The following is a 26,037-nucleotide window of genomic DNA, read 5'->3' as shown; positions in this document are numbered from 1 at the left end:
GCTTGTGCGACACTGTGAAGCGCTCTATTGCGACCGCATCGCAAAATCAGGCCAAAAGGTCGCCTCACTATGTCCGAGTCCCGCGCCGCCGCGCTTCGTTCTCTCCTGTTCGCTTCCAGCGCCGCCGGAATGCTGGTGGCCGCGCCGGCCCTGGCCGCCGAGGTTCCCGCCGAGGACGGCGTGGTCGTCACCGCCGACCAACAGCAGCAGCCGGCCAATCTTGGGACGATCAACGTCAACGGCCAACTCAAGAAGCGCGAGCCGCAAAGCCCCGAGTTCGTCGCACCCCTGCTGGACACGCCGCGCGCGGTGACGATCATTCCGCAGCAGATCATCGAACAAACGGCGGCGTCGTCGCTGCAGGATGTGTTGATGAACTCGCCCGGCATCACTTTCGGCGCGGGGGAAGGCGGGCAGCCGTTGGCGGACCGGCCCTTCATCCGGGGCCAGTCGTCGGGCAACAACATCTTCGTCGACGGCCTGCGCGACACAGGCGGCCAGCAACGCGAAGTCTTCAACCTGGAGCAGGTCGAAGTCATCAAGGGGCCTGATGCGGTCTATTCGGGCCGGGGCTCCGGCGGCGGCAGCATCAATCTCGGCTCCAAGGCGCCCCAACTGAACGAGTTCACCAACATCGGCGCCAGCGTCGGCACGGACTCCTATCTACGCGGCACGATCGACAGCAACATGCCGTTGGGCGAGACGGCGGCGTTGCGGGTCAATCTGATGGGCGCGCAGGGCGATGTGCCCGGTCGCGACAGCGTCGATTACGACAAATGGGGCGCGGCGATCAGCCTGGGCGCCGGCCTGGGCACGCCGTCGTCGATGGTGTTCAGCTATTATCACCTGACCAGCGACCAGATGCCGGACTACGGCATCCCGTTGTTCACCAAGATCGGGGTGCGCACGACCGACAGCGGCATTCTGGATGTGCCGTACGACAGCTTCTACGGCGTCAAGGATCGCGACTACCTGACCAATGAGGTGGACACCTTCACCTTCAAGGCCGAGCATCGCCTCAATGATGTGGCCACGATCCGCAACGTCAGCCGCTATTCCGAGACCCTGAACGACTATATCGTCACCAACCCCGGCGACGGCGGCTATGTGGGGCGGGCGGCCGACGGGACCTACTGGATGAAGCGGGGCACCAAGACCCGCTGGAACCCGGTCACCACCCTGGCCAATGTGACCGACGTATACGGTCAGTTCGCCACCGGTTCGATCAAGCACAGCTATGACGTCGGCGTGGAACTGTCGCGCGAGCGGAACCGCAACGCCACCTATTCGACCTACACCACCTCGGGCGCGGCCTGCCCGACGGGCCTGACCACGGTCTCGGGATCTCGCCCGACGGCGGCGAGCGCGCTGGGCGCTGACGACTGCACCCCGGTCTATAGCCCGAACGCCGATGACGCCTGGACCGGCGTGATCAACCGGGGGCCGACCAGCTCGAACACGACCGAGACCATCGGCGTCTATGCGAACGACAGCATCACCCTGACGGAGCGCCTGATCCTGAACCTGGGCGTGCGCTGGGATCAGTATTCGGTGAGCGGCGTCAATGCGACGGCGAACCAGTCGGCCGGCGTCTGGACGACGACGGGCTATACGTCCGTGCCCAAGCGCACCTGGGAGTTCACCAACTATCAAGTCGGCCTAGTGTTCAAGCCGACGGCGAGCAGCAGTGTCTACGCCTCCTGGTCCACCTCCTCGACACCGCCGACCATCTCGGCGGGAGATCAAAACGCCTCCGGCGGTACAGGGACGGGCGATTTGGCGAATACGGTTCTGGATCCCGAAGACAGCGAAAGCTTCGAGATCGGCGCCAAGGCCAATGTCTTCAACGACCGACTGGCCCTGTCGGCCGCACTGTTCCAGACGACGCGCAAGAACGCCGCCATCCTGGTCGACGTCGGTGATTATGAGCAGGTCGGCGAAGTGGAGGTCCGTGGTCTGGAACTGGGCGTTTCCGGCAGCATCACCCCGGCCTGGACGGTGTTCGGCGGCTATACCTATATGGACTCCGAACTGGTGAAGGGCGCCTGCACGGTCGATAACACGGTGACGCCGCCGGTCTGCACGCCCAGCGCCTTCGAAGGCGATTCTCTGGCCAATACGCCCGAACATACCGCCAGCCTGTTCAGCACCTACCGCGTCACGCGCAAGCTGACCCTTGGCGGCGGCGTCTATTACACCTCCGACTCCTTCGGCGGGAACCAGGGCGGCGCGGGCGGCGGCAACAACCGCGTCTTTGCCCCGGAATGGACCCGTGTGGACGCCTTCGCCTCTTATGATCTGACGGATCGCGCCAGCCTGCAGCTGAACGTGAAGAACCTGACGGACGAGGAATATATCATCCGCACCAACGGGGTTCACCACGCCGACGTCGCCCCGGCGCGGCAGGCGATCCTGGCGCTGAACCTGCGCTTCTAAAGGCCCGATCCCCGGCCTATCCTGACGGCCCCGTCCTTCCGGCGGGGCCGTTTTCTATTCAGCGAGACCTGTCGTGCTGCTGCAGATTCCCGAAGTCTTCTCCAAGGTTGAAGTGAAGGCGCTGCGCGAGCGGCTGGACGCCGGACCCTGGGCCGACGGCAATATGACGTCGGGCCATCAGTCGGCGACGGCGAAGCGGAACCAGCAACTGCCGGAAGACTCGGACGTGGCCCGGGAGGTTTCGGCCCTGGTGGTTCAGGCGCTGAACGCCAATCCGATGTTCGTCGCCGCCGCCCTGCCGCACACGATCTTTCCGCCGCTGTTCAATCGCTACGAGGGCGGGGGCGAGTTCGGGCTGCACGTGGACAACGCCATCCGGCAACAGCGCGGCGGCGGTTCGATCCGCATCCGCAGCGACCTGTCGGCGACCCTGTTCCTGTCCGAACCCGAGGATTATGACGGCGGGGAGCTGATCATCGAGGAGATGTACGGGCCGCAGTCGGTCAAGCTGCCGGCCGGGGACCTAGTGCTGTATCCGTCCAAGAGCCTTCATAAGGTCATGCCGGTGACGCGCGGGGCGCGGGTCTCGTCCTTCATGTGGATGCAGAGCCTGATCCGCGACGACGGCGACCGCGAGATGCTGTTCCGCCTAGACGTCGCGACCCAGCGCGTGGCGCGAGAGAAGGGACCGAAGGATCAGGCGGTGATCGAGCTGACGGGAGTCTATCACAACCTGCTGCGGCGTTGGTCCGAGGTGTGACGCTGTGACCCGGGGGGCGCAGTCCGCTTTATAAGGCGGCGGGGGTGAACCAAGGCGAAGCTGGTCTATTGTGACCGGGATGTTCCAAGACGCGCCCCCCGCACCGCCCGCCCAGCTTTCCGAAATCACGGTGACGGCCGCCCGGCTTCCGCCTGCCGCCGCCGACGCCGCCTTTTCGGTGGTGCGGCTGGATCAGGCCGTGCTGGAGCGTTCGACGCGGCTGGACGAGGCCTTGCGGACCGTGCCGGCGGTGTCTCTGTTTCGGCGGACGTCCAGTCTGGCCGCCAATCCGACGACCCAGGGGATTTCGCTGCGGGCCATCGCGCCGTCGGGCGCGGGCCGGACCCTGGTCACGCTAGACGGGGTTCCTCTGAACGATCCGTTCGGGGGCTGGGTCATCTGGTCCCAGGTCGCGCCGGAATCCTTGGAGCGGGTGGATATCGTGCGTGGCGCAGGGGCGGGACCCTACGGCGCCGGCGCACTGACAGGCGCCATCGGCCTGACGGAAAGGGACCGCGGCGGAGTGTTGGACCTCTCGGTCGGCGAGCGCGGCGGTGCGCGGGCGGCGGGCTCGGGATCGACGATGCTGGGACCGGTCGGTGTTACCCTGTCGGGCCTGTACGAGACCAGCGACGGCTATACGCCGGTGCGTGGATCGGCGGCCGGGGCGGCGGATACGCCGCTGGACCTGGACAGCCGCAGCGCCGCCCTGCGGGTCGATGCGCCGCTGGACGGGCTCAATCTCGAAGGGGCGAACCTGTCGCTGCGGGCGGCGACCTGGGAGGAGGATCGCGGGTCCGGCCTGCTGAACACCCGCTCCAACGCCAGCGGCCACAGTCTGAGCGCCACGGCGGCCAAGGCGCCGCCCGTCGACGGATACGGCTGGCGGCTGCAGGCCTGGCGGATCGAGAGCGATTTCGCCAATACCTCGGCCTCGGTGGCGGCGGATCGATCAACCACGACCCCGGCCAATGATCAGTACAGGACTCCGGCGACGGGCTGGGGGCTGAACGCGGCCCTGCGCCGCCGCGTGTCCGACTTCGCTGGCGGACGGCTGGAGTGGGAGGTCGGGGCCGACGCGCGGTTCAACGAGGGCGAGACCAACGAGTTCTTCAGCAATCCCACCGGCGCAGGCTTCGCCCGGGGACGACGGGCGGGCGGGGAGACGTCGGTGGCCGGGGCCTATGTGGACGGGTCGTGGACCGACGGCGCCTGGTTGGTCGCGGGCGGGCTGCGTTACGACCAGTGGAAGAACGAGGCGGGCTTCCGCTACGAATACACGCTGGCGACCGGCGCTCCCATCCTGGACGAGATGGACGAAGACCGGTCGGGCGAGGTGTTCAGCGCGCGGTTGGCGGCGCGACGCGATCTGAGCAGCCTTCTGGGCGCCGGCTACGCCTGGCGGGCGGCGGCCTATTCCGGTTTCCGGCCGGCGACGCTCAACGAACTGCACCGGCCGTTCCGGGTCGGCAATGACATCACAGAGGCCAATTCTGCGCTGGAGCCCGAGACCCTGCGCGGGATCGAGACGGGTCTGGCCTTCGACCGGGACGGGATCGCCTGGGGGGCGACGGTCTTCTGGAACGAGATCGAGGACGCCATCGTCAACGTCACCATCGGCGAAGGGCCGGGCACCTTCCCCCGCGCGGGCTTCGTGCCGGCCGGGGGCGTGCTGCGCCAGCGCCAGAACGCCGGGACCATCGAGGCCTGGGGCGTCGAGCTGAACGGATCGGTCCAGGCGACCGAGGCCCTGTCGCTGAACGCCGCCCTGTCGTGGACGGACGCCGAGGTGGACGGCGGGACCGCGGCGCCGCAGCTGACCGGCCTGCGGCCGGCCCAGGCGCCGGAGTGGAGCGCGACGGCGGGCCTGGACTGGCGGGCGACCGAGCGCCTGACCCTGGGCCTGGCCGCGCGCTATGAATCGGCGCGGTTCGACGATGATCTGAACAGCCGGTCGCTGGACGCCGCCGTGACCCTGGACGCCCGGGCGGAATGGGCGGCGCGCGAGGGCGTCATGATCTGGGCCGCCCTGGATAACGCCTTTGATGAAGAGGTCGAGGTGTCGATGACCGGAACCGATGTCGCCGGCTACGCTCCGCCGCGCACGTTGCGGGCAGGCGTGAGATTCAGCTACTGACGCTCGGTGCGGCGATTTCGTCGCACGGACTGCTATTGAAAACGGTTCGCAACAGTGGCACAGCCACCTTGTGACCGAACTCGCCGCACAACATCAGGTCGAGCCCCCCGCCAAGGGCTCGAAGAAGCCCAAGGCGGCGCTGAACGGCGCGCGGTCCTTCTGGCTGAAACAGCTTCATTCCTGGCACTGGATTTCGGCGGCGGTCAGTCTGGTCGGCCTGCTCCTGTTCGCCTTCACCGGCATCACCCTGAACCACGCGGCCTCGATCCCCGCCGATCCGGTGACGGTCGAACAGACCGCGGCCCTGCCTGCGCCCCTGGTCGAGCGACTGGCGGACTTCCCCGAGGAGACAACCGATCCCGTCCCCGACGCCGTCGCCCGCTGGTCGGCGCAGACGCTGAAGGCCGAGATCGCCGGCAAGCCGACCGAGACCACGGCCGAGGAAATCTATGTGGCCCTGCCCACGCCCGGCGGCGATGGGTGGGTGACCATCGACCGCTCGACGGGCGATGTTCTGCACGAGAAGACCACGCGGGGTTGGATCGCCTACCTGAACGACCTGCACAAGGGCCGCAACGCCGGCGGCGTCTGGTTCTGGTTCATCGACGTCTTCGCAGTCGCCTGCGTGATCTTCGCCCTGACGGGGCTGGGCCTGATGTGGCTGCACGCCAAGGGGCGGCCGTCCACCTGGCCGCTGGCGGCCCTGGGCCTGCTTATCCCCGTCGTCATCGCCCTGATCTTCATTCATTGAACTTCGTGAGAGTTTTCCGGATGCGCCTGCTTCCCATCGTCATCACCACGGCCGGGCTTTCCCTGGCCGCCGCCGCGCCGGCCCTGGCGGCGGACCTGTCGGTCACCGTCGATGTGCCGCGGCTGAACACCGCCTCCTATCACCGGCCCTATGTGGCGGTGTGGATCGAGCGGCCGGACCAGACGGCGGTCCAGACCCTGGCCGTCTGGTACCAGCAGACGCGCAACAACGAGGGCGACGGCAAGGACTGGCTGAAGGATCTGCGCACCTGGTGGCGCAAGGGCGGCCGGGCCATGAGCCTGCCGGCCGACGGCGTTTCGGGCGCCACCCGCGCGCCGGGGCGTCAGACCGTCACCGTGCCCGCCGCCCGCCTGCGCGGCCTGCAACCCGGCCAATATACGGTCGTCGTCGAGGCGGCGCGCGAACTGGGCGGCCGTGAAGTCGTGCGCGTACCCTTCCGTTGGGGCGGCGCCAACACCGCCAATGCTTCAGGCTCCACCGAACTGGGCGCAGTGCGCGTCACCGTCTCTCGCTGAGGAACAGACCCATGAAAAAGACGATCACGCTTCTGGCCTTCGCCGCCGCCCTGGCCGCGCCCATGGCCGCCCAGGCTCACCGCGCCTGGATGGCGCCGACCTCGACCAGCCTGTCGGGCAATGACGCCTGGGTCGGGTTCGACGCCGGCATGTCGAACGGGGTCTTCATCCCCGACCACGCCGCCATGCGCATGAACGGCCTGGTGGTGACGGCGCCGGACGGCTCGGCCGTTCAGCCCGAGCACCTGATGCAGGGCCAGTACCGCACCACCTTCGACGTCCATCTGACGCAGAACGGCACCTACAAGGTCGCCAATGTGATGGGCGGCGTCATGGCCAGCTACAAGCTGAACGGCGAACAGAAGCGCTGGCGCGGTTCGGCGGCCGAGTATCCGGCCGCTCTGCCCGAAGGCGCCACCGAGGTGCAGGCGACCCGCACCGCCAGCCGGATCGAAACCTTCGTCACCTTGAACAATGCCACCGACGGCGTGTTCAAGCCGACGGGCGAGGGGCTGGAGCTGGTTCCCGTGACCCATCCCAATGACCTGGCCGCCGGCGAGGCCGCGACCTTCAAACTGGTCAAGGACGGGCAACCGGCCGCCGATCTGGAGGTCACTATTGCCCGCGGCGGCGTGCGCTATCGCGACAATCCCGAGGAAATGACGGTCAAGACCGGCGCCGACGGCGCCTTCACCGTGACTTGGCCGGAAGCCGGCATGTACTGGCTGAACGCCTCGGTCCGCGCGCCGGCCCAGGGCGAGGCGCTCGGTTCGAACGCCAGCTATGTGGCGGTGATGGAAGTCCTGCCCTAAGCCACGGGCATGTCTGACAGTCCCTTCTCGCGCGGATCCCGCGCCGCCCCGCCCACGGTCTCGCTCGGCGACCGGTTTCCGCTTGCGGACCGCGCTGACAACCGGGTTCTGATTCCGCCCATGGACGGGGTTCCGCCCCGTCCGCCCGGCGACGTGGTTTTGGCGCTGGACGGCGAAACCATGGGCACGACCTGGAGCGTGCGCCTGATCGGTCCGCCCCTGCTGGGGCCGGTCGAGGCGCGGGCGGCTATCGAACAGGAGCTGGCGGCCGTCATCGCCGCTTTCAGCCCCTGGGAGCCGAACAGCGAGATCAGCCGCTTCAACGCCGCGCCCGAAGGCATGTGGTCGGTGTCGGAGACCTTCTGGGGCCTGTTGGACGCGGCTATGGACCTGGGCGACGAGACCAATGGCGCCGTCGATCCGACCCTGGGCGCCCTGGTCGATCTGTGGGGGTTCGGCCCGCCGGGACCACGCAGCGCGCTTCTGCCGGTGCCGTCCGACGAAGAGGTCGAGGCGGCGCTGGCGGTGTCGGGCTGGCGCCGGCTGAGGATGAACCGCGAGGCGCGGGGCCTGATGCAGATGGGCGGGATGCGGCTGGATTTCTCCGGTATCGCCAAGGGCTATGCCGTGGACCGAGTCTCGGACCGGCTGACCGCCATCGGCGCGACCTCGCACCTGGTCGAGATCGGCGGCGAACTGAAGGGGCGCGGAGTCAAGCCGGACGCCCAGCCCTGGTGGGTCGAGATCGAGCGGGTCGAGGGCTCGACCGAGCCGCGCACGGTGGCCGCGCTGTACGAAATGGCCATGGCCACCAGCGGCGACTACCGCCGCGCCTTCGAACATAACGGACGGGTCTATCCGCACACCATCGACGGTTCGACCGGGCGGCCGGTGACCAACGCCGTGGCCTCGGTGACGGTGTTGCACTCTTCGGCCATGAAGGCGGACGCCTACGCCACCGCCCTGACGGTCATGGGGCCGTTCGACGGGCCTGAACATGCCGAGGCGATCGGTCTGGCGGCCCTGTTCGTCGAGCGGACGCCGCGCGGGCCGGTGGAACGAATGACGCCGGCCTTGGCCGCCATGATGGAAGAGCCCTGGTGACAGGCGAGCCGACGCGTTGGCTCTGGGCCGCCGGGGCGGCAGCCCTGTGGCTGGTCCTGACGGGCTTCGTCGTCTGGCGCGAGCGCCGGGTGAAGGCGGCGGCCCGCGCATGGTCGGACGCGATGGCCGGGCCGGGGGAGGCGGTCCTGGTCGCCTTCGCCAGCCAGACGGGATTCGCCGAGGAGCTGGCCTGGATGACGGCCAAGGCCTTGCAGGACGGCGGGGTCGGGGCGCGGGTGCTGTCGTTCGCCGATCTGGATCTGGCGGCCCTAAAGGCGGCGGGGCGAGCCCTGCTGATCGTCTCAACGACCGGCGAGGGCGATCCGCCCGACACTGCAGCCCGGTTCGTGCGCAAGCTGATGGGCGAGGGTGCGGACCTGGCGGGTTTGCGGTTCGGGCTGCTGGCCCTAGGCGACCGCAGCTATGACCAGTTCTGCGGCTTCGGTCATGTGGTGGACGGCTGGTTGCGGCGATCGGGCGCCGAGCCCCTGTTCGATACGGTCGAAGTCGACAACGGCGAGGCCGGGGCGATCCGCCATTGGCAACACCAGCTGAACCAGATCACCGGCAGCGTCGGGGCCCCCGACTGGGCGCCGGCGGCCTTCTATCCGTGGCGGCTGGTCGAGCGGACCCTGGTCAATCCGGGCAGTCCCGGCGGGGCGGCCTATCACCTGGCGTTTGAGGCGGTCGGGTCGGCGCCGGACTGGGCGGCGGGCGATATCGCCGAGGTCGGCCTGCCAGAACGCGACGGGGCGACGCCGGGCGCGCGCGAATATTCCATCGCCTCCCTGCCGTCGGACGGACGGGTCGAATGCCTGATCCGCCTGATGCGCCATCCGGATGGGACGCCGGGTCTGGCGTCCGGCTGGCTGACCCAAGATCTGGCGCTCGGCGACAAGATCGGCATGCGGCTGAGGACCAACCGCAGCTTCCATGGGCCGGCGAACGAGACGCCGATGATCCTGATCGGCAACGGCACGGGGATCGCGGGGCTGCGGGCGCATCTGAAGGCGCGGACGGCGGCGGGGGGCGGGGCCTGGCTGCTGTTCGGCGAACGGACGCGGGCGCACGACGCCTTCTTCGACGCCGAGCTTCAGGGGTGGCTGGGGTCGGGCGTGCTGCGGCGGCTGGACCGCGCCTTCTCGCGCGATGCGGGCGACGGCCGCTATGTGCAGGATCTGGTCGCCGGGGCGGGGGACGAACTGCGGGACTGGATCGGTCGCGGCGCCACCATCCATGTCTGCGGCAGTCTGGAGGGCATGGCCGCAGGCGTTCACGCGGCGCTGGAGACCGCCTTGGGCGCCGAGGCCCTGCTGGACCTGCTCGAAACCGGTCGTTACCGCCGCGACGTCTATTAGGGCTGCCGCCCGCCGGACCTTCCTGCCATCAATGGGGCAAAGAAAGGGAGGAACCGATGATTTCCATGCTGCTGGCGGCAGCGCTTTCGACCCTGCCGCAAACGCCCGCCGCTCCGGCTGGATACGCCCTGACCTGGTCCGACGAATTCTCTGGCGATGGCCTGCCCGACGCCTCGAAGTGGCGATACGACACCCAGGCCAACAAGACCGGCTGGTATAACGAGGAGCTGCAGTACTATTCCGCCGCGCGGCCTGAGAACGCCCGCATCGAGGACGGCGTGCTGATCATCGAGGCGCGGCGAGAGATCCTCGACCCGCCCCCGGCCGACTGGGGTGGACAGGCCTACACCTCGGCGCGGATGATCTCGACGGCCGCCTGGTCACGCGGTTTCATCGAGACGCGCGCCAAGATCCCTTGTGGACGCGGCAGCTGGCCGGCCATCTGGATGTTGCCCGAAAAGGCGGCCGGCTGGCCCATCGGCGGCGAGATCGACATCATGGAGCACGTCGGCCATCGCCCCGGCGTTGTGCACGGCTCGATCCACACCGAGGCCTACAACCACGTGAAGGGCACCCAGAGCACGGCGACGCGCCAGGTCGCGGACGCCTGCGACGCCTTTCACCGCTATCAGGTGCGCTGGACGCCGGACGAGATCGTTTTCCTGATCGATGACCAACCCTTCCACCGCTTCACCAACGATCAGGCGCGCGATGTGGAGACCTGGCCGTTCGACAAGCCGTTCCATCTGATCCTGAACGTCGCCGTGGGCGGAACCTGGGGCGGCGAGGAGGGCGTCGACGACGCCGTCTTCCCTCAGAGGATGGAGGTCGACTACGTCCGGGTCTATCAGCCTGCCGACTGACCCAGTCGGCCCAGCAGGTCAGCCGCGAAGCTGGACAGGGTGTCGTCGCGGGCGCCCATGACGATGATCCGGTCCCCCGGTTGCGCCATTTCCACAATCCGGTCGCCACAAGCAGCGCGGTCGGGCAGGGCCTCTGCCTGACGACCGGCGCCGCGGACGCCCGAGGCGATGTCTTCTGAGCCCACGCTGCGGTCGGTGGTGCCGCCGTAATAGACCGGTTCAGGCATCAAAAGGACGTCGTCGGGACGCATCAGGCCGGCGAAGCCGTCGATGAACTCCTGCCGCATCAGTTTCAGCGGGCCGAAGCCGTGGGGCTGAAACAGAATCAGCAAGCGGCCGTCGAAGGCGTGCAGGGTCTTGAGCGTGGCGGCGATCTTGTCCGGGTTATGGGCGAAGTCGTCGATGACGGTGATGTCGTTGACGGTCCCGACCACCTCCATCCGGCGACGGATGCCGGCGAAGCTCTCCAGCGCCTTGACCGCCTGGCTTGTCGGCACGCTCAGGGCCTTGGTCGCGCCCAGCGCCGCCAGGGCATTGGCGACATTGTGGGCGCCGGGGACGTTCAGGACGACGTCATATTCGCTCCAGCCCTCGATCAGGCGGAACTTCATGCCGGTCGGCAGGGGGAGCAGGTCATGGGCGGACAGGTCTGCCTTTTCCTCGCCCAGGGCGAAGGTGATCGCCCTGTCGGCCGGAAGCGTCTGGGCCAGGGCCGCCGTCTCGGGATTGTCGAGGTTCAGCACCGCCGTGGTCGCGCGGCCGGTGAAGCCGCCGAACAGGTCGCGCAACTCCTCCATCGACTTGTGATCCAGCGAGATGTTGGAGACGACGGCGACGGTGGGGTCATAGCCGGCGATGGAGCCGTCGGACTCGTCCACCTCAGCCACGAAAAGGTCCGGCCCGCCGACCAAGGCGCTGGCGAAGGGATGGTCTGCGTCTGCGAAATTCTTCATCACCGCCCCGTTGACGACGGTGGGATTGCGGTCGGTCTGGCTCAGGATCCAAGCGATCATGCCGGTGATGGTGGACTTGCCGCTGGTGCCCGCCACGCCGACCGAGGTCGGGGCGGCGTTGAACCGCTGACTCAGCAACTGGGGCCGGGTCTTGATGACGGCGCCGACGCGACGGGCAGCGCCGATATCGGGCACAGTCTCTTCAATCGCGCCGGTCGCGACGACGGTCTGGGCGGCGCGGGTCACGCCCGATCCGTCCTGAGGGTGAAGGGTCACGCCGTGGGCGCGCAGCCAGTCAAACTTCTCGGGCGTGCGGCCCTGGTCCAGCGCCCGGTCGGAGCCTTCGATACGGTGGCCCTGGGCCTGGACGATCAGGGCCAGGGGCAGCATGCCCGACCCGCCGATGCCGCAGAAGAAATAGGAGGCGTCTTGGTTCATGCCCCCTTAGAACAGGGGATCGGGCCGATCCGCCAGAGGCGGATTGCAATATTCGACGAAGAAGACGGACGTGACGAGCAACAGCTTCAAGATCGGCGTGGTCTGCGCCAGCTCACGGTTCTCGAAAGAGCGGGCCGACGCCGTCGAGGCCTGGATGGCCGAGCACCATCCCGACCGCGACGTAGTGGTGGCGTTTCATCCCGCCTGTTTTCTCAAGCACGGCCATTTCGCCGGGGACGACCGGGCGCGGGCGGACGCCTTCGTCGAGTTCGCCAACGACCCGCGCATCGACGCCATCTGGTTCGCGCGCGGCGGCTATGGATCCTGCCGGGTCGCTGAGTCTGTCATACCGCGCCTGAACGCCGTGGCCCGCAAGAAGCGCTATCTGGGCTATTCCGACGCCGGCAGCCTGCTGGCGGGAATGTACAAGGCCGGGTTCGAACATCTGGCGCACGGGCCGATGGCCTCGGATTCGGTGCGCGACGATGCGACGGCGAAAGGCGCCCTGGCCTGGCTGACCACCGGACGGTCGGACTGGATCGAGCCGTCGCTGGCGACCGACCCCCGACCGGCCGTCGCCTTCAACCTGACCATCATCGACCAGTTGCTGGGCACGGACCTTGAGCCCGATCTGTCTGGCCATGTGCTGATGCTGGAGGAGGTGTCGGAGGCGGCCTACCGGATCGACCGAATGATGTTTCACTTGACGGGTCAGAACTCTATCCGACGTGTGGCCGGAATTCGCCTGGGACGTGTTTCAGATGTCACGCCAAACGATCCCGATTTCGGCCAGTCTCCGGATGAGATTGTTCGCTACTGGTGCCTGAGGTCGGGCATAGAATTCCTAGGTTCAGCCGATATTGGGCATGACCACTTCAACAAGGTGGTGCCCTTCGGACGCCGGTGACAAAAACCAGGCGCGGCGAGAAAGACACAGTCCGGCCACGATCCGCATCACGCCGGTCGGCGCCCTCTCGACAGAGGATGCGAGTGAACGTCAGATGCCGGTCCGCGAGGCGTTAGGACTTCGTTAAGCCAAGGCGTTGGGGGACGCTGCGGTTTACGCCTTCTGCGATGCGGCGGTTCGTTCGGACTTCGGGGGATGCCCGGACGAACCGCCTGATCGTTCTCCGATCATCGACCTGCCCGATCATCGACGTGAAGCGCCGCAGGGCTTAAGGATCGCCGGGTGCGCTTCGACGAAAGATTCATCGATGAACTGAAGGCCCGCCTTCGCCCGTCCGACGTGATCGGGCGGACGGTGAAGCTCAAGCGGCAGGGGCGCGAATATGTCGGCCTGTCGCCCTTCTCCAAGGAGAAGTCGCCGTCGTTTTTCGTTAATGATGACAAGGGTTTCTTCCACGACTTCTCGTCCGGCAAGCACGGCGACATCATCTCCTTCCTGCAAGAGACCGAGCGGCTGAGCTTCGTCGAGGCGGTGCAGCGGCTGGCGGGCGAGGCGGGGATGCAGCTTCCTGTCGAAGACCCCAAGGAGGCTGAGCGCGAGCAGAAACGTCAGGGTCTGTCGGACTGGATGGACCTGGCCCAGAAATGGTTCGCCGCCAATCTGCGCCGTACGCCGGGCAAGGCGGCGCGCGACTACCTCGAGAAACGCGGGCTGCCCGAAGATCAGTGGGAGCGGTTCGGTCTGGGCTATGCGCCCAATGACCGCGAGGGGCTGAAACAGGCCCTGGTGCAACGCGGGGCGCGGCCGGCGGAACTGGTCGAGGCCGGGCTGCTGATCGCGCCCGACAGCGGGGGGCAGCCCTATGACCGGTTCCGCGACCGGCTGATGTTCCCCATTCTGGACGCACGAGGGCGGATCGTCAGCTTCGGCGGTCGAGCTATGAACCCCGACGACCGGGCCAAATACCTGAACGGTCCGGAAAGCCCGCTGTTTCACAAGGGCGCGACGCTTTACGGCCTGCCCGAGGCGCGGCGCATCCTGGGGGCGGAGAGCAAGAACAACCAGGCCATCATCGTGGTCGAAGGCTATATGGACGTCATCGCCTGCCAGCGCGCGGGCCTGCCGGCCGTGGCGCCTATGGGCACGGCCCTGACGGAAGAACAGATGGAGCGGCTGTGGCGGGTCAGTCATGAGCCGGTGCTGTGTTTCGACGGAGACGCGGCGGGGCTGCGGGCCGCCTATCGCGCTATCGAACGCTCGCTGCCGCTGCTGAAGCCGGGGCGGTCGTTCCGGTTCTCGCTGCTGAGCGGGGGGCAAGACCCCGACGACATCCTGCGCGACAAGGGGGCGCCGGCCCTGCGCCAGGCCCTGGCCGACACCCACGGCTTCGCTGAAGTCCTGTTCCGCCGCGAGCAGGACGTCGAGCCGCTGGACACGCCGGAACGCAAGGCCGGGTTCAAGGCCCGATTGCGGACCGCCGCCTCGGCCATTCAGGACAAGGACCTGGCCGAACAATATCGCCGCGACCTGTTCGACCGTTTCGACGCCCTGTTTCCGCGCGCCCCGCAGCGCGCGCCCTGGACGCCGGGCCAGGGTCGTGGACGCTTCGGCCCGCCGCCGAAACTGGGCCAGACGGTCGAGGGCGCTCAGGCGATGCAGTCCCTATTCCGCGCCGTCAATCCGGTGGCGGCGGCCCTGGCCTATGCCGCCATCGACGACATCGAGCGGTTGGACGATCACCTCGAAGAAGTCAGCGTCCAGGGGTTCGGCGACGCCGCGCTGGAGGGGCTGGCGCAGGAGTTGGTGCGGCTGCGCCTGTCCGGCCAGGCGTCGGACGCGGCCGTTGTGCGGCATCGGCTGAGCGATTCCGGCTTCGATCTCCTTCTGAAAGAGATCGAAAAGGCGGCGTCCAAGTCGGGCGCGGCCTTTCTGTCGGCCGATCTCACCGTGGCGGAATCGCGCGCCCAATGGCTGAAGGTGTTCGGTCTGATGACCCATCTGGCCGCCCTGTCCCGCGCCATAGAGACGGCCAAACAGGACCTGGGCCAGGGTACGGGCATTGAGGCTCTGATCCGGCTGAAGGCCGAACGCGACGCCATAACACGCTCGTTCGCCGCACCGGATTTCTGGACGACTCTAGTCTGAGGCGCGTCGATTGGCGGATGCGCTTGACTCTGCCCGCTTGCGACGCCATCTGGCGCAATCGGGTCATGATGCCTTAGTGCGCGAGGTCGAGAAGGCGGCGGCAAAGTCCGGCGCGCCATTCCAGGCCGCAAATGCGCCCCTCGCCGAGGCAAGGGTCCGATGGTCGCAGGCGTTCGACGACGCCTCGGTCCTGGCGTGAGATGCGCCGGGGCAGGATGAAGGGTTCCGCCGACGTGGGTCGCGCGGGGTTTGCTTTGTCGTGCGATCAAAGCCGGGATGATTTGGGAAGACAGCGCGGGCGCGTAACCTTACGCCTCGCCAGGCATTGTATTTTCGCCGGGGTGGATTGATCACCCCCTCCGGCTGGAGACGAACTGACTATGAACGCACAGACCGAGACGCAGGACGCCGAGGTTTCGACCGACGGGCCCCTGCTCGATCTGACCGACGCCGGCGTCAAGAAATTCATCAAACAGGCCAAGGCGCGCGGCTATGTGACGATGGAGGAACTGAACAAGGTCCTGCCGTCCGAGGAAGTCACCCCGGACGCCATCGAAGACACCCTGGCCATGCTGTCGGAAATGGGCGTCAACGTCGTCGAGGCCGAGGAGGACGCGCAGGAGCAGCAGTCCACCGACGTCGCCGCCGCCGCCTCCACCGGCGTGGCCGAAGCCCCGGCCAAGGCCGCCTATGACCGAACCGATGACCCGGTGCGGATGTATCTGCGTGAAATGGGCTCGGTCGAGCTGCTGAGCCGCGAGGGCGAAATCGCCATCGCCAAGCGCATCGAGGCCGGCCGCGACGCCATGATCTCGGGTCTGTGCGAAAGCGCCCTGACCTTCGAGGCCATCATGGTCTGGCGCGACGAGCTGGAGAATAACCGCATCCTGCTGCGCGAGGTCATCGACCTGGACGCGACTTACGGCGTGTTGAACCCCTCATCCCTGCCGGGCGCCGCCCAGCCTGAGGGCGAAGAGGAAGAGGAGGCCGAGGAAAAGCCGGTCGCCGAAGACAAGCCTGAATCTGACGACGACGATGACGACGATTTCGACGACGGCGGCGGCATGTCGATCTCGGCGCTTGAAGCTGAGCTGCGCGATGGGGTGATGGAGGTTCTGAATCTCATCGCCGCCGACTTCGGCGCCTTCCGCGCGCTTCAGGACAAGCTGGTCCAGACCCGCCTGAAGGGCGAGGCGCTGAGCGCCAAGGACGAGAAGGCCTACCAGGCGCTGACGACGTCCATTTCGGATCGTCTGAAGACGATGAAGTTGAACAACAACCGCATCGAGGCCCTGGTCGAACAGCTGTATGCGATCAACAAGCGCCTGATCGGTCTGGAAGGGCGTCTGCTGCGCCTGGCCGACAGCTACGGCATTTCGCGTCCCGAATTCCTGAAGGCCTATTTCGGGGCCGAACTGGACCCGACCTGGACCGACCGGATCAAGGACCAGGGCGTGCGCTGGACCAAGTTCAGCGACAATGAAGCCAGCCAGATCGCGACTATCCGCGGTGACATCGCCGCCGTAGCGCTGGAAGCCGGCCTGCCGATCGACGACTATCGCCGCATCGTCCAGACGGTGCAAAAGGGCGAGCGCGAAGCCCGGCAGGCCAAGAAGGAAATGGTCGAGGCCAACCTGCGCCTCGTGATCTCCATCGCCAAGAAATACACCAACCGCGGCCTGCAGTTCCTGGACCTGATCCAGGAGGGCAACATCGGCCTGATGAAGGCCGTCGACAAGTTCGAGTACCGCCGCGGCTACAAGTTCTCGACCTACGCCACCTGGTGGATCCGTCAGGCGATTACGCGGTCCATCGCCGACCAGGCGCGGACCATCCGTATCCCGGTGCACATGATCGAGACGATCAACAAGATCGTCCGCACCAGCCGCCAGATGTTGCACGAGATCGGCCGCGAGCCGACCCCGGAAGAACTGGCCGAGAAGCTGGCCATGCCGCTGGAGAAGGTGCGCAAGGTCCTGAAGATCGCCAAGGAGCCGATCTCGCTGGAAACCCCGATCGGGGACGAGGAAGACAGCCACCTGGGCGACTTCATCGAGGACAAGAACGCCGTCCTGCCGATCGACGCCGCCATCCAGTCGAACCTGCGCGAGACCACCACCCGTGTGCTGGCGTCCCTGACGCCGCGCGAGGAGCGGGTTTTGCGGATGCGGTTCGGCATCGGCATGAACACCGACCACACGCTGGAAGAAGTCGGCCAGCAGTTCTCGGTGACGCGCGAACGCATCCGTCAGATCGAGGCCAAGGCGCTGCGCAAGCTGAAACACCCCAGCCGGTCGCGCAAACTGCGGTCCTTCCTGGACAGCTAAGACGATCAGGGGCGGCTCCGACGGGGCCGCCCTTTTTCATTGCGGAATGTCATGGGTCGAAAGCACGTCAATCTGGGCCATGCGCCTGCCAAGGCCGATCTGCCGCAAAAGGTCTGCGTCGCCTGCGGCTTGCCGTTCGCGTGGCGCAAGAAGTGGGTGCGCGACTGGGATCGGGTGCGATTCTGCTCCGACCGGTGTCGGGAGAAGGGTGCGTCGCCGGAACGGCGATAGGCGGCTCTCCGCCTCGTGACCGGCCTCTCTTCGGGAATCGGATAGAATCCGGCCGATGGCTTCAAATGTTCTGATGATGCGTCTGTCGGCCGGCCTGGCGGTCCTGCTGGTCCTGAGCGGTTGCGTGCGGCGTGCGCCGGAGCCGCTAAGGCCGTCGCCCTATCCGGGGCGGTCCGAGGCGCCGCTGGTCGGGGGCCTGATCGACCGGCCCATAGATGGGGGAACTCAAGGGGCGGTGGTGCGGGTGGGCGCCGATCTGGGCCGGTGTCTGGCCGAGCTCAACGCCGCGCGCGTCCGCTTCAGTCCTGTGCCGGACCGCCAGAACTCCGCCGTCTGTGGACTGAGCCAGGGCGGGGTGCTGGGCGCCGACATGGGCACGGTGGCGCGTATGGCGCCGGGGGATGTCCAGATGACCTGCCAGACCGCCCTGGCCCTGAGCATCTGGCGGCGCCAGTCGCTGGAGCCGGCGGCGCGCGAGATCCTGGGCTCTGACGTGGTCCAGATCGACCATATGGGCGCCTACGCCTGCCGCAATGTGAACAATGGCGCCGGATCAACCCGGATCAGCGCCCACGCCCAGGCGGCGGCGCTGGATTTCGCAGGGGTGCGGCTGCGCGACGGGCGGCGGATCAGCGTCACCGCCGACTGGAATGGCGATGCGCCCGAGGCCAGGTTCCTGCGCCGCATCCGTGACGACGCCTGCCGCATCTTCGGTACGGTGCTGAGCCCCGACTACAACGCCGTCCACTATGACCACCTGCATCTGGAAGCGACCGACACGCGTTTCTGCCGATAGGGCGCCGATCCAGTCGCCGGAGGGACGGTGGTATGGCGCCGAGGTTGAAAGTCTTCACCTGGTCGGACGGGTTTCACGCCTTTACGATCGCGGTCAGCTCGCGATCCAAGGCGCTGGAAGCCTGGGGATCGAAGCAGGATCTGTTCGCCACCGGCCTGGCCAGCGAGCTGAGCGGTGGACCTGATTATGACGCGGCCCTGGCGGCTCCGGGCGAGGTGATCGAGCGCGGCCTGTCCATTGACGTCGGCAAGATCGGCAAGATCGGCAAGGCGGCAAAGCCGAAGAAGGCGGCCGGCCCATCGCACGCGCGGATCGCCAAGATCGAGCGTCTGCAGACCGAGCTGGAGACGCTAGACGCCGACTATCAAGAGGCTGACGCGGCCTTGGCCGAAAGGTTGAAAGCCTTGGAAGCCGAACGCTCGGACCTGGAGCGCAGCCACGCCAAGCGACGCAAGGACCTGACGGCGGCGCTCAAGGCCGGCCGCGCCTGAGCGCGTCAGGCCTGGAAGATCGTCTCGAAGCCGCCGACGACCATCCGTTTGCCGTCGAAGGGCATTTCCATTTCGTGGAAGCGGGGATCTTCCATCATCTTCTTCTCGGCGGCGTCGCCGGTCGCCTTGTCGGGCCAGATGATCCACGACAGGACCACGGTCTCTTCGGGCTCCAGCTTCACCGCCATCTTGAAGTCGGTGAGCTTGCCGTCGCGAATATCCACGCCCCAGTTCTCGACGACGGCCAGGGCGCCGAACTCCTTGAAGATGGGCGCGGCGGCCTGGGCGCACCGCAGATAGGCGTCCTTGTCGGCCGTTTTCACAGGGGTCACGAAGCCGCTTACATAGGTCATGGTCGTTCTCCTCAGCTGTTGGTTTCGGCCAGTTCGGCCAGTTGATCCGCGACGGCGCCCCAGCCCTGTTCGAAGCCCATGGCGCGGTGGGTCTGCATCGCCTTTTCGTCCCAGTGGCGGGCGACGGCGGTGTAGCGGGTGGCGTCGCCTTCTGGTTCGAAGGTGTCGATACGGACGAAGTTCATCTCGCCCGCCTGAGGAACCCAGCCCTCGGTCAGGGCGCCGGTCGAAACCAGTCGCCGACCGGGGACCACCTCCAGGAAGACGCCGGAATAGGCGTGGCGCTCGCCTTCGGGCGATTGCATCTCCACATTGGCGCGGCCGCCGGTGCGAAGGTCCCAATCGACGACGGGCGTGGTCCAGGGGCGGGGGCAGAACCATTCGCCGGTCCGCTCGACGTAGATATTCCACACGTCATCGGGCGAGGCCTGGATCAGGCGGGTGACACTGAGTTCGAAGGGGTCGGACATATCGGCCTTCCGGTCAGGCCGGTGTCAGTTGATTGGCGGCGAAAGCTTCGGGGCCGGCGGCGACGGCGGCGGGATCCATCCACATGGTCTCCCAGATATGGCCGTCCGGGTCGGCGTAGCTGCGGCCGTACATAAAGCCGTAGTCCTGGGGCGCATTCGGGTCCGCCGCCCCGCCGGCCGCCTCGGCCTGGGCCACCACCGCATCGACCGCGTCGCGGCTGTCGCGCGAGAGGCACAGCAGCATCTGGGCGGAGTTGTGGGCGTCTGGAATCTTGCGATCCGTGAAGGTGCGCCATTTGTCGTGGGTCAGCAGCATGACGTGGATCACCTCCGACAGGACCATGCAGGCCGCCGTGTCGTCGCTGAACATCGGGTTTTTCGTGGCGCCGACCGCCTCATAGAAGGCGATGGATCGGGTCAGGTCGGCGACGGGCAGGTTAATGAAAATCAGCTGGGTCATTCGTCTTTCCTCTCCCTATGTTTGCTAACCGTGCCGTGAGAGATTAAAATAGTCAACTATGAAGTTAGAAAAAGTAACTGCAAAGGCTGGGCGTCGGTACCACGATGCGTGCGGGGCCGCGCACGGACTGGACCTGATCGGCGAACGCTGGGCGCTGCTGGTCGTGCGCGAACTGATGCTGGGCCCGCGCCGGTTCGGCGATCTGAAGAAGGATCTGCATGGAATCTCGGCCAATGTGCTGACCCAGAGACTGGAGGGGCTCGAGGGCTCGGGCGTGGTGCGGCGTCGAAAACTGCCGCCCCCGGCCTCGGTTCAGGTCTATGAGTTGACGGAGTGGGGGCGCGAGATCGAACCGGTCTTCATCGTCCTGGGACGCTGGGCCGCGCGTTCGCCCCAGCATGATCCGACCCTGCCGATCAGCGCAGTTTCCACCATGCTGTCGTTCAAGACCATGTTCGATCCCGTTCGCGCCGGTGAAGCGGCCATGGTCGTCGGCTTCGTTTTCGATGAGACCGCCTTCCGCGTCGAGATCGCGGACGGCAAGCTGGAGGCTCTACGCGGCCAGATCGAAGATGCGGACGTCACCCTGACCACGCGGCCCTCCCTGGTCGCGGCGGCGGTCTACGGCAAGGTTCCAATTGCGGCTTTGAACGCGGAGGGGGATCTCTCGATCAAGGGTGATGTTCGCGTCTTCGAACGGTTCACGGATTTCTTCCACCTGCCGGAAAAGGCCGTGATGGAAGCTTAGCCTTAGAAGGTTTGGTAAGGAGTATCCCTTAGGTCCTGACGCACCCTAGTATTCGGAGGCGGACGTGTTCAGGTCCCTATCGGTATCCATCAAGCTCATGATCGCCCTCGGGGCCATGATGAGCGCGTGCGGCGTGGCCACCTTGGTGGTGCTGTTCAGCCTGATGACGATCCAGCAGTCCGATACGGCCGAACAGTCCGCACGAGAGATCAGCGACGCGGCGAACCGGGCGATGGCGGCGGCGGTCGAGGAACAGAACGCCATGCGCGCCTATGTGGCGACAGGCCGCGATGAGGCCCTTCAGGACTATACGGCGCGCAAGGCGACCTTCGACCAGGCGGTTGCGGCCTTGGACGCCAGCGACGCGACCCACGTCTACGCCGCCCAGCATCAGGCGTTAAGCACCGCCACGACCGCCTTCCACCAACAGTCCGAAGGCCTGATGGGCCTGGCCCGCGATCCCGCCACCCGGCCCCAGGCCGGAGCCCAACTGATGCAGACGGCCGGACTGGAAGACATCCGCGCGGCCGTCGCGGCGGTGGATGAGGCGGCGGGGCGTGTGCTGACCCAGAGGGAGGTCGACAAGAAGATCGCGTTCGAGGCCGGATACGCCGCCCTGGTCATCGGCGGGATTCTGGCCTTGTTGGTCGCCGGCGCTATGACCCTGTGGCTTGTGCGGGCCTTGAGCCAGCCGATCGTCGCCATGACCCGCGCTATGGATCGACTGGCCGGGGGAGACCTCGATGTCGCCATTCCAGCACAGGGACGGAGCGACGAGATCGGCCGCATGGCGATCGCTGTCGGGACCTTCCGCGACAATGCGGCTGAGAAGATCCGGCTCGAGGCGGAAACCCAGTCCCAGCGCGCACTGAGTGAAGCCGAACACCGCGCCAACGAGGCCGAAAAGGCGCGGATCGCCGAAGAGGACCGTGTGGCCCTGACCGCTCTGGCGGAGGGTCTGTCCGCCCTGTCGAACGGCGACCTGACCCACCGGTTTACCACCGATGTGTCGCCGCGTGGCGAACAGCTGAAGGCTGATTTCAACACCGCGATCGCCCGGCTGCAGCAGGCCATGGGCGTGGTTCTGAACAATGTAGCCAGCATCCGCTCGGGCGCCGGCGAGATCTCGCAAGCCGCCGACGATCTGTCGCGTCGCACCGAACAGCAGGCGGCCTCGCTGGAAGAAACCGCCGCCGCTCTGGATGAAATCACGGCCACGGTGAACAAGACCGCCTCGGGCGCCCGCCAGGCCTCCGAAGTCGTCCAGGCCGCCAAGGGCGACGCCGAGACCTCGGGCGTCATCGTTCGCGACGCTGTCCAAGCCATGCAGGCGATCGAGGGGTCGTCGTCTCAGATCAGCCAGATCATCGGCGTCATCGACGAGATCGCCTTCCAGACCAATCTTCTGGCGCTGAACGCCGGCGTGGAAGCGGCGCGCGCGGGCGAGGCCGGTCGCGGCTTTGCGGTGGTCGCCTCCGAAGTGCGGGCCCTGGCCCAGCGCTCCGCCGACGCGGCCAAGGAGATCAAGACCTTGATCTCGACCTCGACCACCCAGGTGGGGTCGGGCGTGAGCCTGGTCGGCCAGACCGGCGAGGCCCTGCAACGGATCGTGGACCGGGTGGCCGAGATCGACGATCTGGTGTCGGAAATCGCCGCCTCGGCCCAGGAACAGGCCGTGGGCCTGGCCCAGGTCAATACGGCCGTAAACCAGATGGACCAGGTCACCCAGCAGAATGCGGCCATGGTCGAGCAATCGACCGCCGCCAGCCAGGCGCTGGCCCAGGACGCGGAGGCCCTGCAGACCTCGATGGCGCAGTTCAAGGTGGGCGCATCGGCCTCGACGCCGACGGAACGCGCCGCGCCCAAGGCGTCGGCACCGGCCCGCTCGAACCATATGGTCGCCGCCCTCAAGACCCTCGGTCGCGGCGGCGCGGCTCCCAAGGCCCAGGCCGCGCCCGCGGCGGAGGGCTGGGAGGAATTCTGATCCCCGTCGACCGGAGGACTGCGATGTTCCGGTGATCGCGGTTCTCTGAGTCGACTTCGCGTCGAAGGCGAGTATCCTTAGGCGGCCTCGGGGGAGGCGTCGTCGGGGAACGCCATGTTCGACATCGGTCATCTGAAGCAGCGGTTCAGCCAGTACGCCGCCCTGTGGGTGGCGGGATTCCTGATCAGCGGCGCAGCCATACTGATCGGCATGCTGTTCATGGACCTGATGGCGGCGGCGGATCTGGTTCTGCCGGTCCTGCTGGCCCTGGTCGCCCTGATCCTCGGCGTGGGCGTGGTCGCCAGTTTTCTGTCGAACCGGACCCTGGGGACGAAACTGGCGGTGCTTTCAGCGGCCGTGCTGCTGGTTCTGCCCCTGCTCTGGTCGCCGGTGTCGGCGGCGGTGGTGATCGCCTTCTTCGCCGACCGGTCGATCGAATATTCGGTCGCCTATGCCGATTTCCAGATCGCGATCGCGTCTGTGCTCTATCCCTTGTCCGAGCTGTTTCTGGGCGGCGCGGTGTTCAGCGCCGTCTGGGCGGGCTTTCAGTTCTTCGCCAGCCTGGTCGGCGTGATTTCGGCCGTGGCCAGGGCCTGGCCCTATATCCGGCGCATCCTTGGGCCTGAGCCGGCGACCGACAGCTAGGCCAGCATGTCCAGCAGGGTCCCGCTCATCTCGTCCGCAGTGCGCACCACGGCGGCGTTGGCGGTGAAGGCGGTTTTGGCCTGGATGCGTTCGACAGTTTCCTCGGCGAGATTGTCGAGCGGGGCAGACGCGGTGCGGCGCGCGCTGGCTTCGAACCGGGATTGCGCCCCGAGCATTCCGGCGGCGGCGATAGACAGGGCCTGCATGGGCGGTCTCCTTCAACCCGTACTCTGGACCCGTCCCGGTCAACGCCCCTGCAACAAACAGGGTGAACGGCGTTTTCCGCCCCGCTTGCGCCTTTATCCGTGTATAGAGCGCCCATCATTCGCCCGGCCTGAGGTCTGTCCTCGGCCGGGCGCGGTCGTTTCGGCGACCGCCCTTGTCCGTCATTCCAGGTAGCCGATGCCCTTTCCCGCCGTCCATCCCGCGCTCGACCGCGCACTGATCAACAAGGGCTATGCCGAGCCGACCCCGGTCCAGGCCGCCGTCCTGGAAGGCGAGCATGCGGACCGCGACCTGCTGGTGTCGGCCCAGACCGGATCGGGCAAGACGGTCGCTTTCGGCCTGGCCGCCGCGCCGACCCTGTTGGGCGACAAGCCGATCTTCGGTCCGGGCGGCGCCCCCCTGTGCCTGGCCATCGCGCCGACGCGGGAACTGGCTATGCAGGTCGCGGCCGAGCTCCAGTGGCTGTACGCCGACTCCGGCGCCAAGATCGCCACCTGCGTCGGCGGCATGGATGCACGACGTGAAGCGCGCGCCTTGGGCTTCGGCGTCCATATCGTCGTCGGCACGCCGGGCCGTCTGAAGGACCATATCGACCGGGGCAATCTGGACCTGTCCGAGCTGAAGGTCGCCGTCCTGGACGAGGCCGACGAGATGCTGGACATGGGCTTCCGCGAGGACCTGGAGTTCATCCTGGACCATGCGCCGGCCGAACGCCGCACCCTGCTGTTCTCGGCCACCATCGCGCGCGAGATCGCGACCCTGGCCAAGCGCTACCAGAAGGACGCGGTGCGCATCGACGCCACCGACAAGACGCGCCAGCACGCCGACATCGAATACCGCGCCTATCGCATCGCCCCGAACGAGATCGAGCACGCGGTGGTCAACACCCTGCGCTGGTATGAGATGCCGCGCGCCATGGTCTTCTGCTCGACGCGCGATTCCGTCCGTCACCTCCAGGCCTCGCTGCTGGAGCGCGGCTTCTCGACCGTGTCCCTGTCGGGCGAGATGGGTCAGCGCGAACGCACCGACGCCCTGCAGGCGCTGCGTGACGGCCGCGCCCGCGTCTGCGTCGCCACCGACGTGGCCGCGCGCGGTCTGGACCTGCCGGACCTGGGCCTGGTCATCCACGCCGAACTGCCGATGAACCGCGCCGGCCTGCTGCACCGTTCGGGCCGGACTGGCCGGGCGGGCAAGAAGGGCGTGTCCGTGATGCTGGTGCCGCACTCGCGTCGCCGTAAGGCCGAGCGTCTGATGGACGACGCCGGCATCGACGCCGTCTGGTCCGGCGCCCCGACCTTCGACGAGATACGCAAGGCCGATGAAGGCCGTCTGTTGTCGCCCGAGTTCTTCGAGGCCGACGTGTCCGACGAGGACATGATCGTAGCCAAGCGGATGATCGCCGAGCGCACGCCCGACGAGATCGCCGCCGCCCTGGTGCGTCTGCTGCGCAAGGAGCAGCCGGCGCCGGAAGAACTGTCCGATCCGGGCTCGGATCGCAGCCCCGTCAAGCGCGAGCGCACCGTGCGCAACGAAGACGGCACGGCCGCCCAACCCTGGCCGGGCGACCGCCTGGGCGCGGACGACGTGGTCTGGTTCCGCCTGGACGTGGGCCGAAACAAGAACGCCGATCCCAAATGGTTGATCCCGCTGATCTGCCGCATCGGCGGCATCTCCAAGCCCCAGATCGGCGCCATCCGCACCTTCCCGGAAGAGACCCGGTTCGAGATCGCCAAGACCCACGAAAAGGCCTTCCGCGAGGCCGTCGCCGCCTCGAACGACGAGGTCAAGATCACGTCGTCGGAAGCTCCGACGCCGGGCTCGATGAAGGCCGGCCGCTTCTCCGGCAAGCCGAACCGCGACGAAGGCGATCGTCCGTTCAAGAAGACCCCCTACAAGCGCGCCGACGGCGGCGAGGGCGACGCCCGCCCGCCGTTCAAGAAGAAGCCCTGGGCGCCGAAGTCCGATGGCGGCGGCGCCAACCCGCGCTCCAACGCGGCCGCCGACAAGCCGTTCGCCAAGAAGCCGTTCAAGGCCAAGCCGGGCTTCAAGAAGGAAGGCTTCAAGGGCAAGCCCAAGGGCTGAGACTTGATTGCTCATGGGCGGAGGC

24 protein-coding genes are annotated in these 26,037 nt (G+C 67.2%); 19 read left to right on the top strand and 5 right to left on the bottom strand.

The genetic code is table 11. The features are described 5' to 3' along the window. The first annotated feature begins 69 nt into the window (after window positions 1–69). The 9 genes from PKE72_RS06695 (at window position 70) to PKE72_RS06655 (ending at window position 10,757) form a co-directional block, all read left to right on the top strand. Window positions 70–2,436, top strand: coding sequence for a TonB-dependent receptor (locus PKE72_RS06695; RefSeq protein ID WP_271164591.1), 2,367 nt, complete (start codon window positions 70–72; stop codon window positions 2,434–2,436). Between the two features lie 73 nt (window positions 2,437–2,509). Then, complete coding sequence (locus tag PKE72_RS06690) at window positions 2,510–3,196, top strand: Fe2+-dependent dioxygenase (protein ID WP_271164590.1); 687 nt, start codon at window positions 2,510–2,512, stop codon at window positions 3,194–3,196. 79 nt (window positions 3,197–3,275) lie between these two features. Beyond that, on the top strand, window positions 3,276–5,333 hold the full coding sequence (locus PKE72_RS06685) for a TonB-dependent receptor (RefSeq protein WP_271164589.1): 2,058 nt from the start codon (window positions 3,276–3,278) through the stop codon (window positions 5,331–5,333). Between the two features lie 70 nt (window positions 5,334–5,403). Further along, a complete protein-coding gene (locus tag PKE72_RS06680; protein ID WP_271164588.1) occupies window positions 5,404–6,084 on the top strand; it encodes a PepSY-associated TM helix domain-containing protein in 681 nt (226 codons plus the stop codon). Between the two features lie 20 nt (window positions 6,085–6,104). After that, the gene (locus PKE72_RS06675) at window positions 6,105–6,620 is read left to right on the top strand and encodes a DUF2271 domain-containing protein (protein ID WP_271164587.1); all 516 of its coding nucleotides are present in this window, start codon (window positions 6,105–6,107) and stop codon (window positions 6,618–6,620) included. Between the two features lie 11 nt (window positions 6,621–6,631). After that, window positions 6,632–7,432, top strand: a complete 801-nt coding sequence (locus PKE72_RS06670; RefSeq protein ID WP_271164586.1) for a DUF4198 domain-containing protein — start codon at window positions 6,632–6,634, stop codon at window positions 7,430–7,432. A 9-nt stretch (window positions 7,433–7,441) separates the two neighbouring features. Then, window positions 7,442–8,536, top strand: a complete 1,095-nt coding sequence (locus PKE72_RS06665) for an FAD:protein FMN transferase (RefSeq protein WP_271164585.1) — start codon at window positions 7,442–7,444, stop codon at window positions 8,534–8,536. Continuing rightward, entirely contained in the window at window positions 8,533–9,894 is a 1,362-nt protein-coding gene (locus PKE72_RS06660; protein WP_271164584.1) for a sulfite reductase subunit alpha, read from the top strand. The genes PKE72_RS06665 and PKE72_RS06660 overlap by 4 nt, the downstream gene beginning before the upstream one ends. Before the next feature lie 56 nt (window positions 9,895–9,950). Next, window positions 9,951–10,757: a glycoside hydrolase family 16 protein gene (locus PKE72_RS06655; protein ID WP_271164583.1), complete on the top strand. Its 807-nt coding sequence runs from the start codon at window positions 9,951–9,953 to the stop codon at window positions 10,755–10,757. Here PKE72_RS06655 and PKE72_RS06650 read toward each other — a convergent pair. Continuing rightward, a complete protein-coding gene (locus PKE72_RS06650; protein ID WP_271164582.1) occupies window positions 10,742–12,148 on the bottom strand; it encodes a UDP-N-acetylmuramate--L-alanine ligase in 1,407 nt (468 codons plus the stop codon). The two genes, PKE72_RS06655 and PKE72_RS06650, sit on opposite strands and share 16 nt — an antisense overlap. A 70-nt stretch (window positions 12,149–12,218) precedes the next feature. On the opposite strand from PKE72_RS06650, the gene PKE72_RS06645 reads away from it, so the two are divergent. The 6 genes from PKE72_RS06645 (at window position 12,219) to PKE72_RS06620 (ending at window position 19,045) form a co-directional block, all read left to right on the top strand. After that, window positions 12,219–13,055 carry an LD-carboxypeptidase gene (locus PKE72_RS06645; protein WP_271164581.1) on the top strand — a complete coding sequence of 279 codons (837 nt, stop codon included), beginning with the start codon at window positions 12,219–12,221 and terminating at the stop codon, window positions 13,053–13,055. Between the two features lie 282 nt (window positions 13,056–13,337). Beyond that, the gene (gene dnaG, locus PKE72_RS06640; RefSeq protein ID WP_271164580.1) at window positions 13,338–15,200 is read left to right on the top strand and encodes a DNA primase; all 1,863 of its coding nucleotides are present in this window, start codon (window positions 13,338–13,340) and stop codon (window positions 15,198–15,200) included. A gap of 380 nt (window positions 15,201–15,580) precedes the next feature. Beyond that, entirely contained in the window at window positions 15,581–17,527 is a 1,947-nt protein-coding gene (gene rpoD, locus PKE72_RS06635; protein WP_271164579.1) for an RNA polymerase sigma factor RpoD, read from the top strand. 51 nt (window positions 17,528–17,578) lie between these two features. Continuing rightward, window positions 17,579–17,758 (top strand): DUF2256 domain-containing protein, encoded by a 180-nt coding sequence (locus PKE72_RS06630; RefSeq protein WP_271164578.1) that lies wholly within the window; start codon window positions 17,579–17,581, stop codon window positions 17,756–17,758. Between the two features lie 55 nt (window positions 17,759–17,813). Then, complete coding sequence (locus tag PKE72_RS06625) at window positions 17,814–18,554, top strand: extensin-like domain-containing protein (protein ID WP_271164577.1); 741 nt, start codon at window positions 17,814–17,816, stop codon at window positions 18,552–18,554. Between the two features lie 44 nt (window positions 18,555–18,598). Further along, window positions 18,599–19,045, top strand: a complete 447-nt coding sequence (locus PKE72_RS06620; protein WP_271164576.1) for a hypothetical protein — start codon at window positions 18,599–18,601, stop codon at window positions 19,043–19,045. A gap of 5 nt (window positions 19,046–19,050) precedes the next feature. Here the strand turns inward: PKE72_RS06620 and PKE72_RS06615 are convergent, their stop codons facing one another. From PKE72_RS06615 to PKE72_RS06605, 3 genes are read right to left on the bottom strand one after another with little or no spacing between them, the layout of a single operon-like run. Next, the gene (locus tag PKE72_RS06615; protein WP_271164575.1) at window positions 19,051–19,398 is read right to left on the bottom strand and encodes a DUF1428 domain-containing protein; all 348 of its coding nucleotides are present in this window, start codon (window positions 19,396–19,398) and stop codon (window positions 19,051–19,053) included. An 11-nt stretch (window positions 19,399–19,409) separates the two neighbouring features. Then, on the bottom strand, window positions 19,410–19,868 hold the full coding sequence (locus PKE72_RS06610; RefSeq protein WP_271164574.1) for an SRPBCC family protein: 459 nt from the start codon (window positions 19,866–19,868) through the stop codon (window positions 19,410–19,412). A gap of 13 nt (window positions 19,869–19,881) precedes the next feature. After that, a complete protein-coding gene (locus tag PKE72_RS06605) occupies window positions 19,882–20,328 on the bottom strand; it encodes a VOC family protein (protein WP_271164573.1) in 447 nt (148 codons plus the stop codon). A gap of 58 nt (window positions 20,329–20,386) precedes the next feature. On the opposite strand from PKE72_RS06605, the gene PKE72_RS06600 reads away from it, so the two are divergent. The 3 genes from PKE72_RS06600 (at window position 20,387) to PKE72_RS06590 (ending at window position 23,705) form a co-directional block, all read left to right on the top strand. Then, entirely contained in the window at window positions 20,387–21,076 is a 690-nt protein-coding gene (locus PKE72_RS06600; RefSeq protein WP_271164572.1) for a winged helix-turn-helix transcriptional regulator, read from the top strand. A gap of 97 nt (window positions 21,077–21,173) precedes the next feature. Beyond that, entirely contained in the window at window positions 21,174–23,060 is a 1,887-nt protein-coding gene (locus tag PKE72_RS06595) for a methyl-accepting chemotaxis protein (protein WP_271164695.1), read from the top strand. Between the two features lie 114 nt (window positions 23,061–23,174). Further along, complete coding sequence (locus PKE72_RS06590; protein WP_271164571.1) at window positions 23,175–23,705, top strand: hypothetical protein; 531 nt, start codon at window positions 23,175–23,177, stop codon at window positions 23,703–23,705. Here the strand turns inward: PKE72_RS06590 and PKE72_RS06585 are convergent. Continuing rightward, window positions 23,702–23,911: a flagellar basal body rod C-terminal domain-containing protein gene (locus tag PKE72_RS06585; RefSeq protein WP_271164570.1), complete on the bottom strand. Its 210-nt coding sequence runs from the start codon at window positions 23,909–23,911 to the stop codon at window positions 23,702–23,704. The two genes, PKE72_RS06590 and PKE72_RS06585, sit on opposite strands and share 4 nt — an antisense overlap. A gap of 196 nt (window positions 23,912–24,107) precedes the next feature. Between PKE72_RS06585 and PKE72_RS06580 the strand changes: the two genes are divergently transcribed. Further along, a complete protein-coding gene (locus PKE72_RS06580; protein ID WP_271164569.1) occupies window positions 24,108–26,012 on the top strand; it encodes a DEAD/DEAH box helicase in 1,905 nt (634 codons plus the stop codon). The last annotated feature ends 25 nt before the right edge of the window (window positions 26,013–26,037 follow it).

The sequence above is a fragment of the Brevundimonas intermedia genome (genome assembly GCF_027922165.1).
Classification (GTDB): Bacteria; Pseudomonadota; Alphaproteobacteria; order Caulobacterales; family Caulobacteraceae; genus Brevundimonas; species Brevundimonas intermedia.
This window is presented reverse-complemented; position numbering and strand designations above follow the sequence as displayed.

Coding starts and splice junctions, on each gene's coding strand:
- PKE72_RS06590 (WP_271164571.1), top strand. CDS start 23,175: ATGTTCGACATCGGTCATCTGAAGCAGCGGTTCAGCCAGTACGCCGCC.
- PKE72_RS06665 (WP_271164585.1), top strand. CDS start 7,442: ATGTCTGACAGTCCCTTCTCGCGCGGATCCCGCGCCGCCCCGCCCACG.
- rpoD (WP_271164579.1), top strand. CDS start 15,581: ATGAACGCACAGACCGAGACGCAGGACGCCGAGGTTTCGACCGACGGG.
- PKE72_RS06685 (WP_271164589.1), top strand. CDS start 3,276: ATGTTCCAAGACGCGCCCCCCGCACCGCCCGCCCAGCTTTCCGAAATC.
- PKE72_RS06615 (WP_271164575.1), bottom strand. CDS start 19,398: ATGACCTATGTAAGCGGCTTCGTGACCCCTGTGAAAACGGCCGACAAG.
- PKE72_RS06650 (WP_271164582.1), bottom strand. CDS start 12,148: ATGAACCAAGACGCCTCCTATTTCTTCTGCGGCATCGGCGGGTCGGGC.
- PKE72_RS06670 (WP_271164586.1), top strand. CDS start 6,632: ATGAAAAAGACGATCACGCTTCTGGCCTTCGCCGCCGCCCTGGCCGCG.
- PKE72_RS06625 (WP_271164577.1), top strand. CDS start 17,814: ATGGCTTCAAATGTTCTGATGATGCGTCTGTCGGCCGGCCTGGCGGTC.
- PKE72_RS06600 (WP_271164572.1), top strand. CDS start 20,387: ATGAAGTTAGAAAAAGTAACTGCAAAGGCTGGGCGTCGGTACCACGAT.
- PKE72_RS06675 (WP_271164587.1), top strand. CDS start 6,105: ATGCGCCTGCTTCCCATCGTCATCACCACGGCCGGGCTTTCCCTGGCC.
- PKE72_RS06695 (WP_271164591.1), top strand. CDS start 70: ATGTCCGAGTCCCGCGCCGCCGCGCTTCGTTCTCTCCTGTTCGCTTCC.
- PKE72_RS06580 (WP_271164569.1), top strand. CDS start 24,108: ATGCCCTTTCCCGCCGTCCATCCCGCGCTCGACCGCGCACTGATCAAC.
- PKE72_RS06595 (WP_271164695.1), top strand. CDS start 21,174: ATGATCGCCCTCGGGGCCATGATGAGCGCGTGCGGCGTGGCCACCTTG.
- PKE72_RS06605 (WP_271164573.1), bottom strand. CDS start 20,328: ATGACCCAGCTGATTTTCATTAACCTGCCCGTCGCCGACCTGACCCGA.
- PKE72_RS06585 (WP_271164570.1), bottom strand. CDS start 23,911: ATGCAGGCCCTGTCTATCGCCGCCGCCGGAATGCTCGGGGCGCAATCC.
- PKE72_RS06655 (WP_271164583.1), top strand. CDS start 9,951: ATGATTTCCATGCTGCTGGCGGCAGCGCTTTCGACCCTGCCGCAAACG.
- PKE72_RS06610 (WP_271164574.1), bottom strand. CDS start 19,868: ATGTCCGACCCCTTCGAACTCAGTGTCACCCGCCTGATCCAGGCCTCG.
- PKE72_RS06630 (WP_271164578.1), top strand. CDS start 17,579: ATGGGTCGAAAGCACGTCAATCTGGGCCATGCGCCTGCCAAGGCCGAT.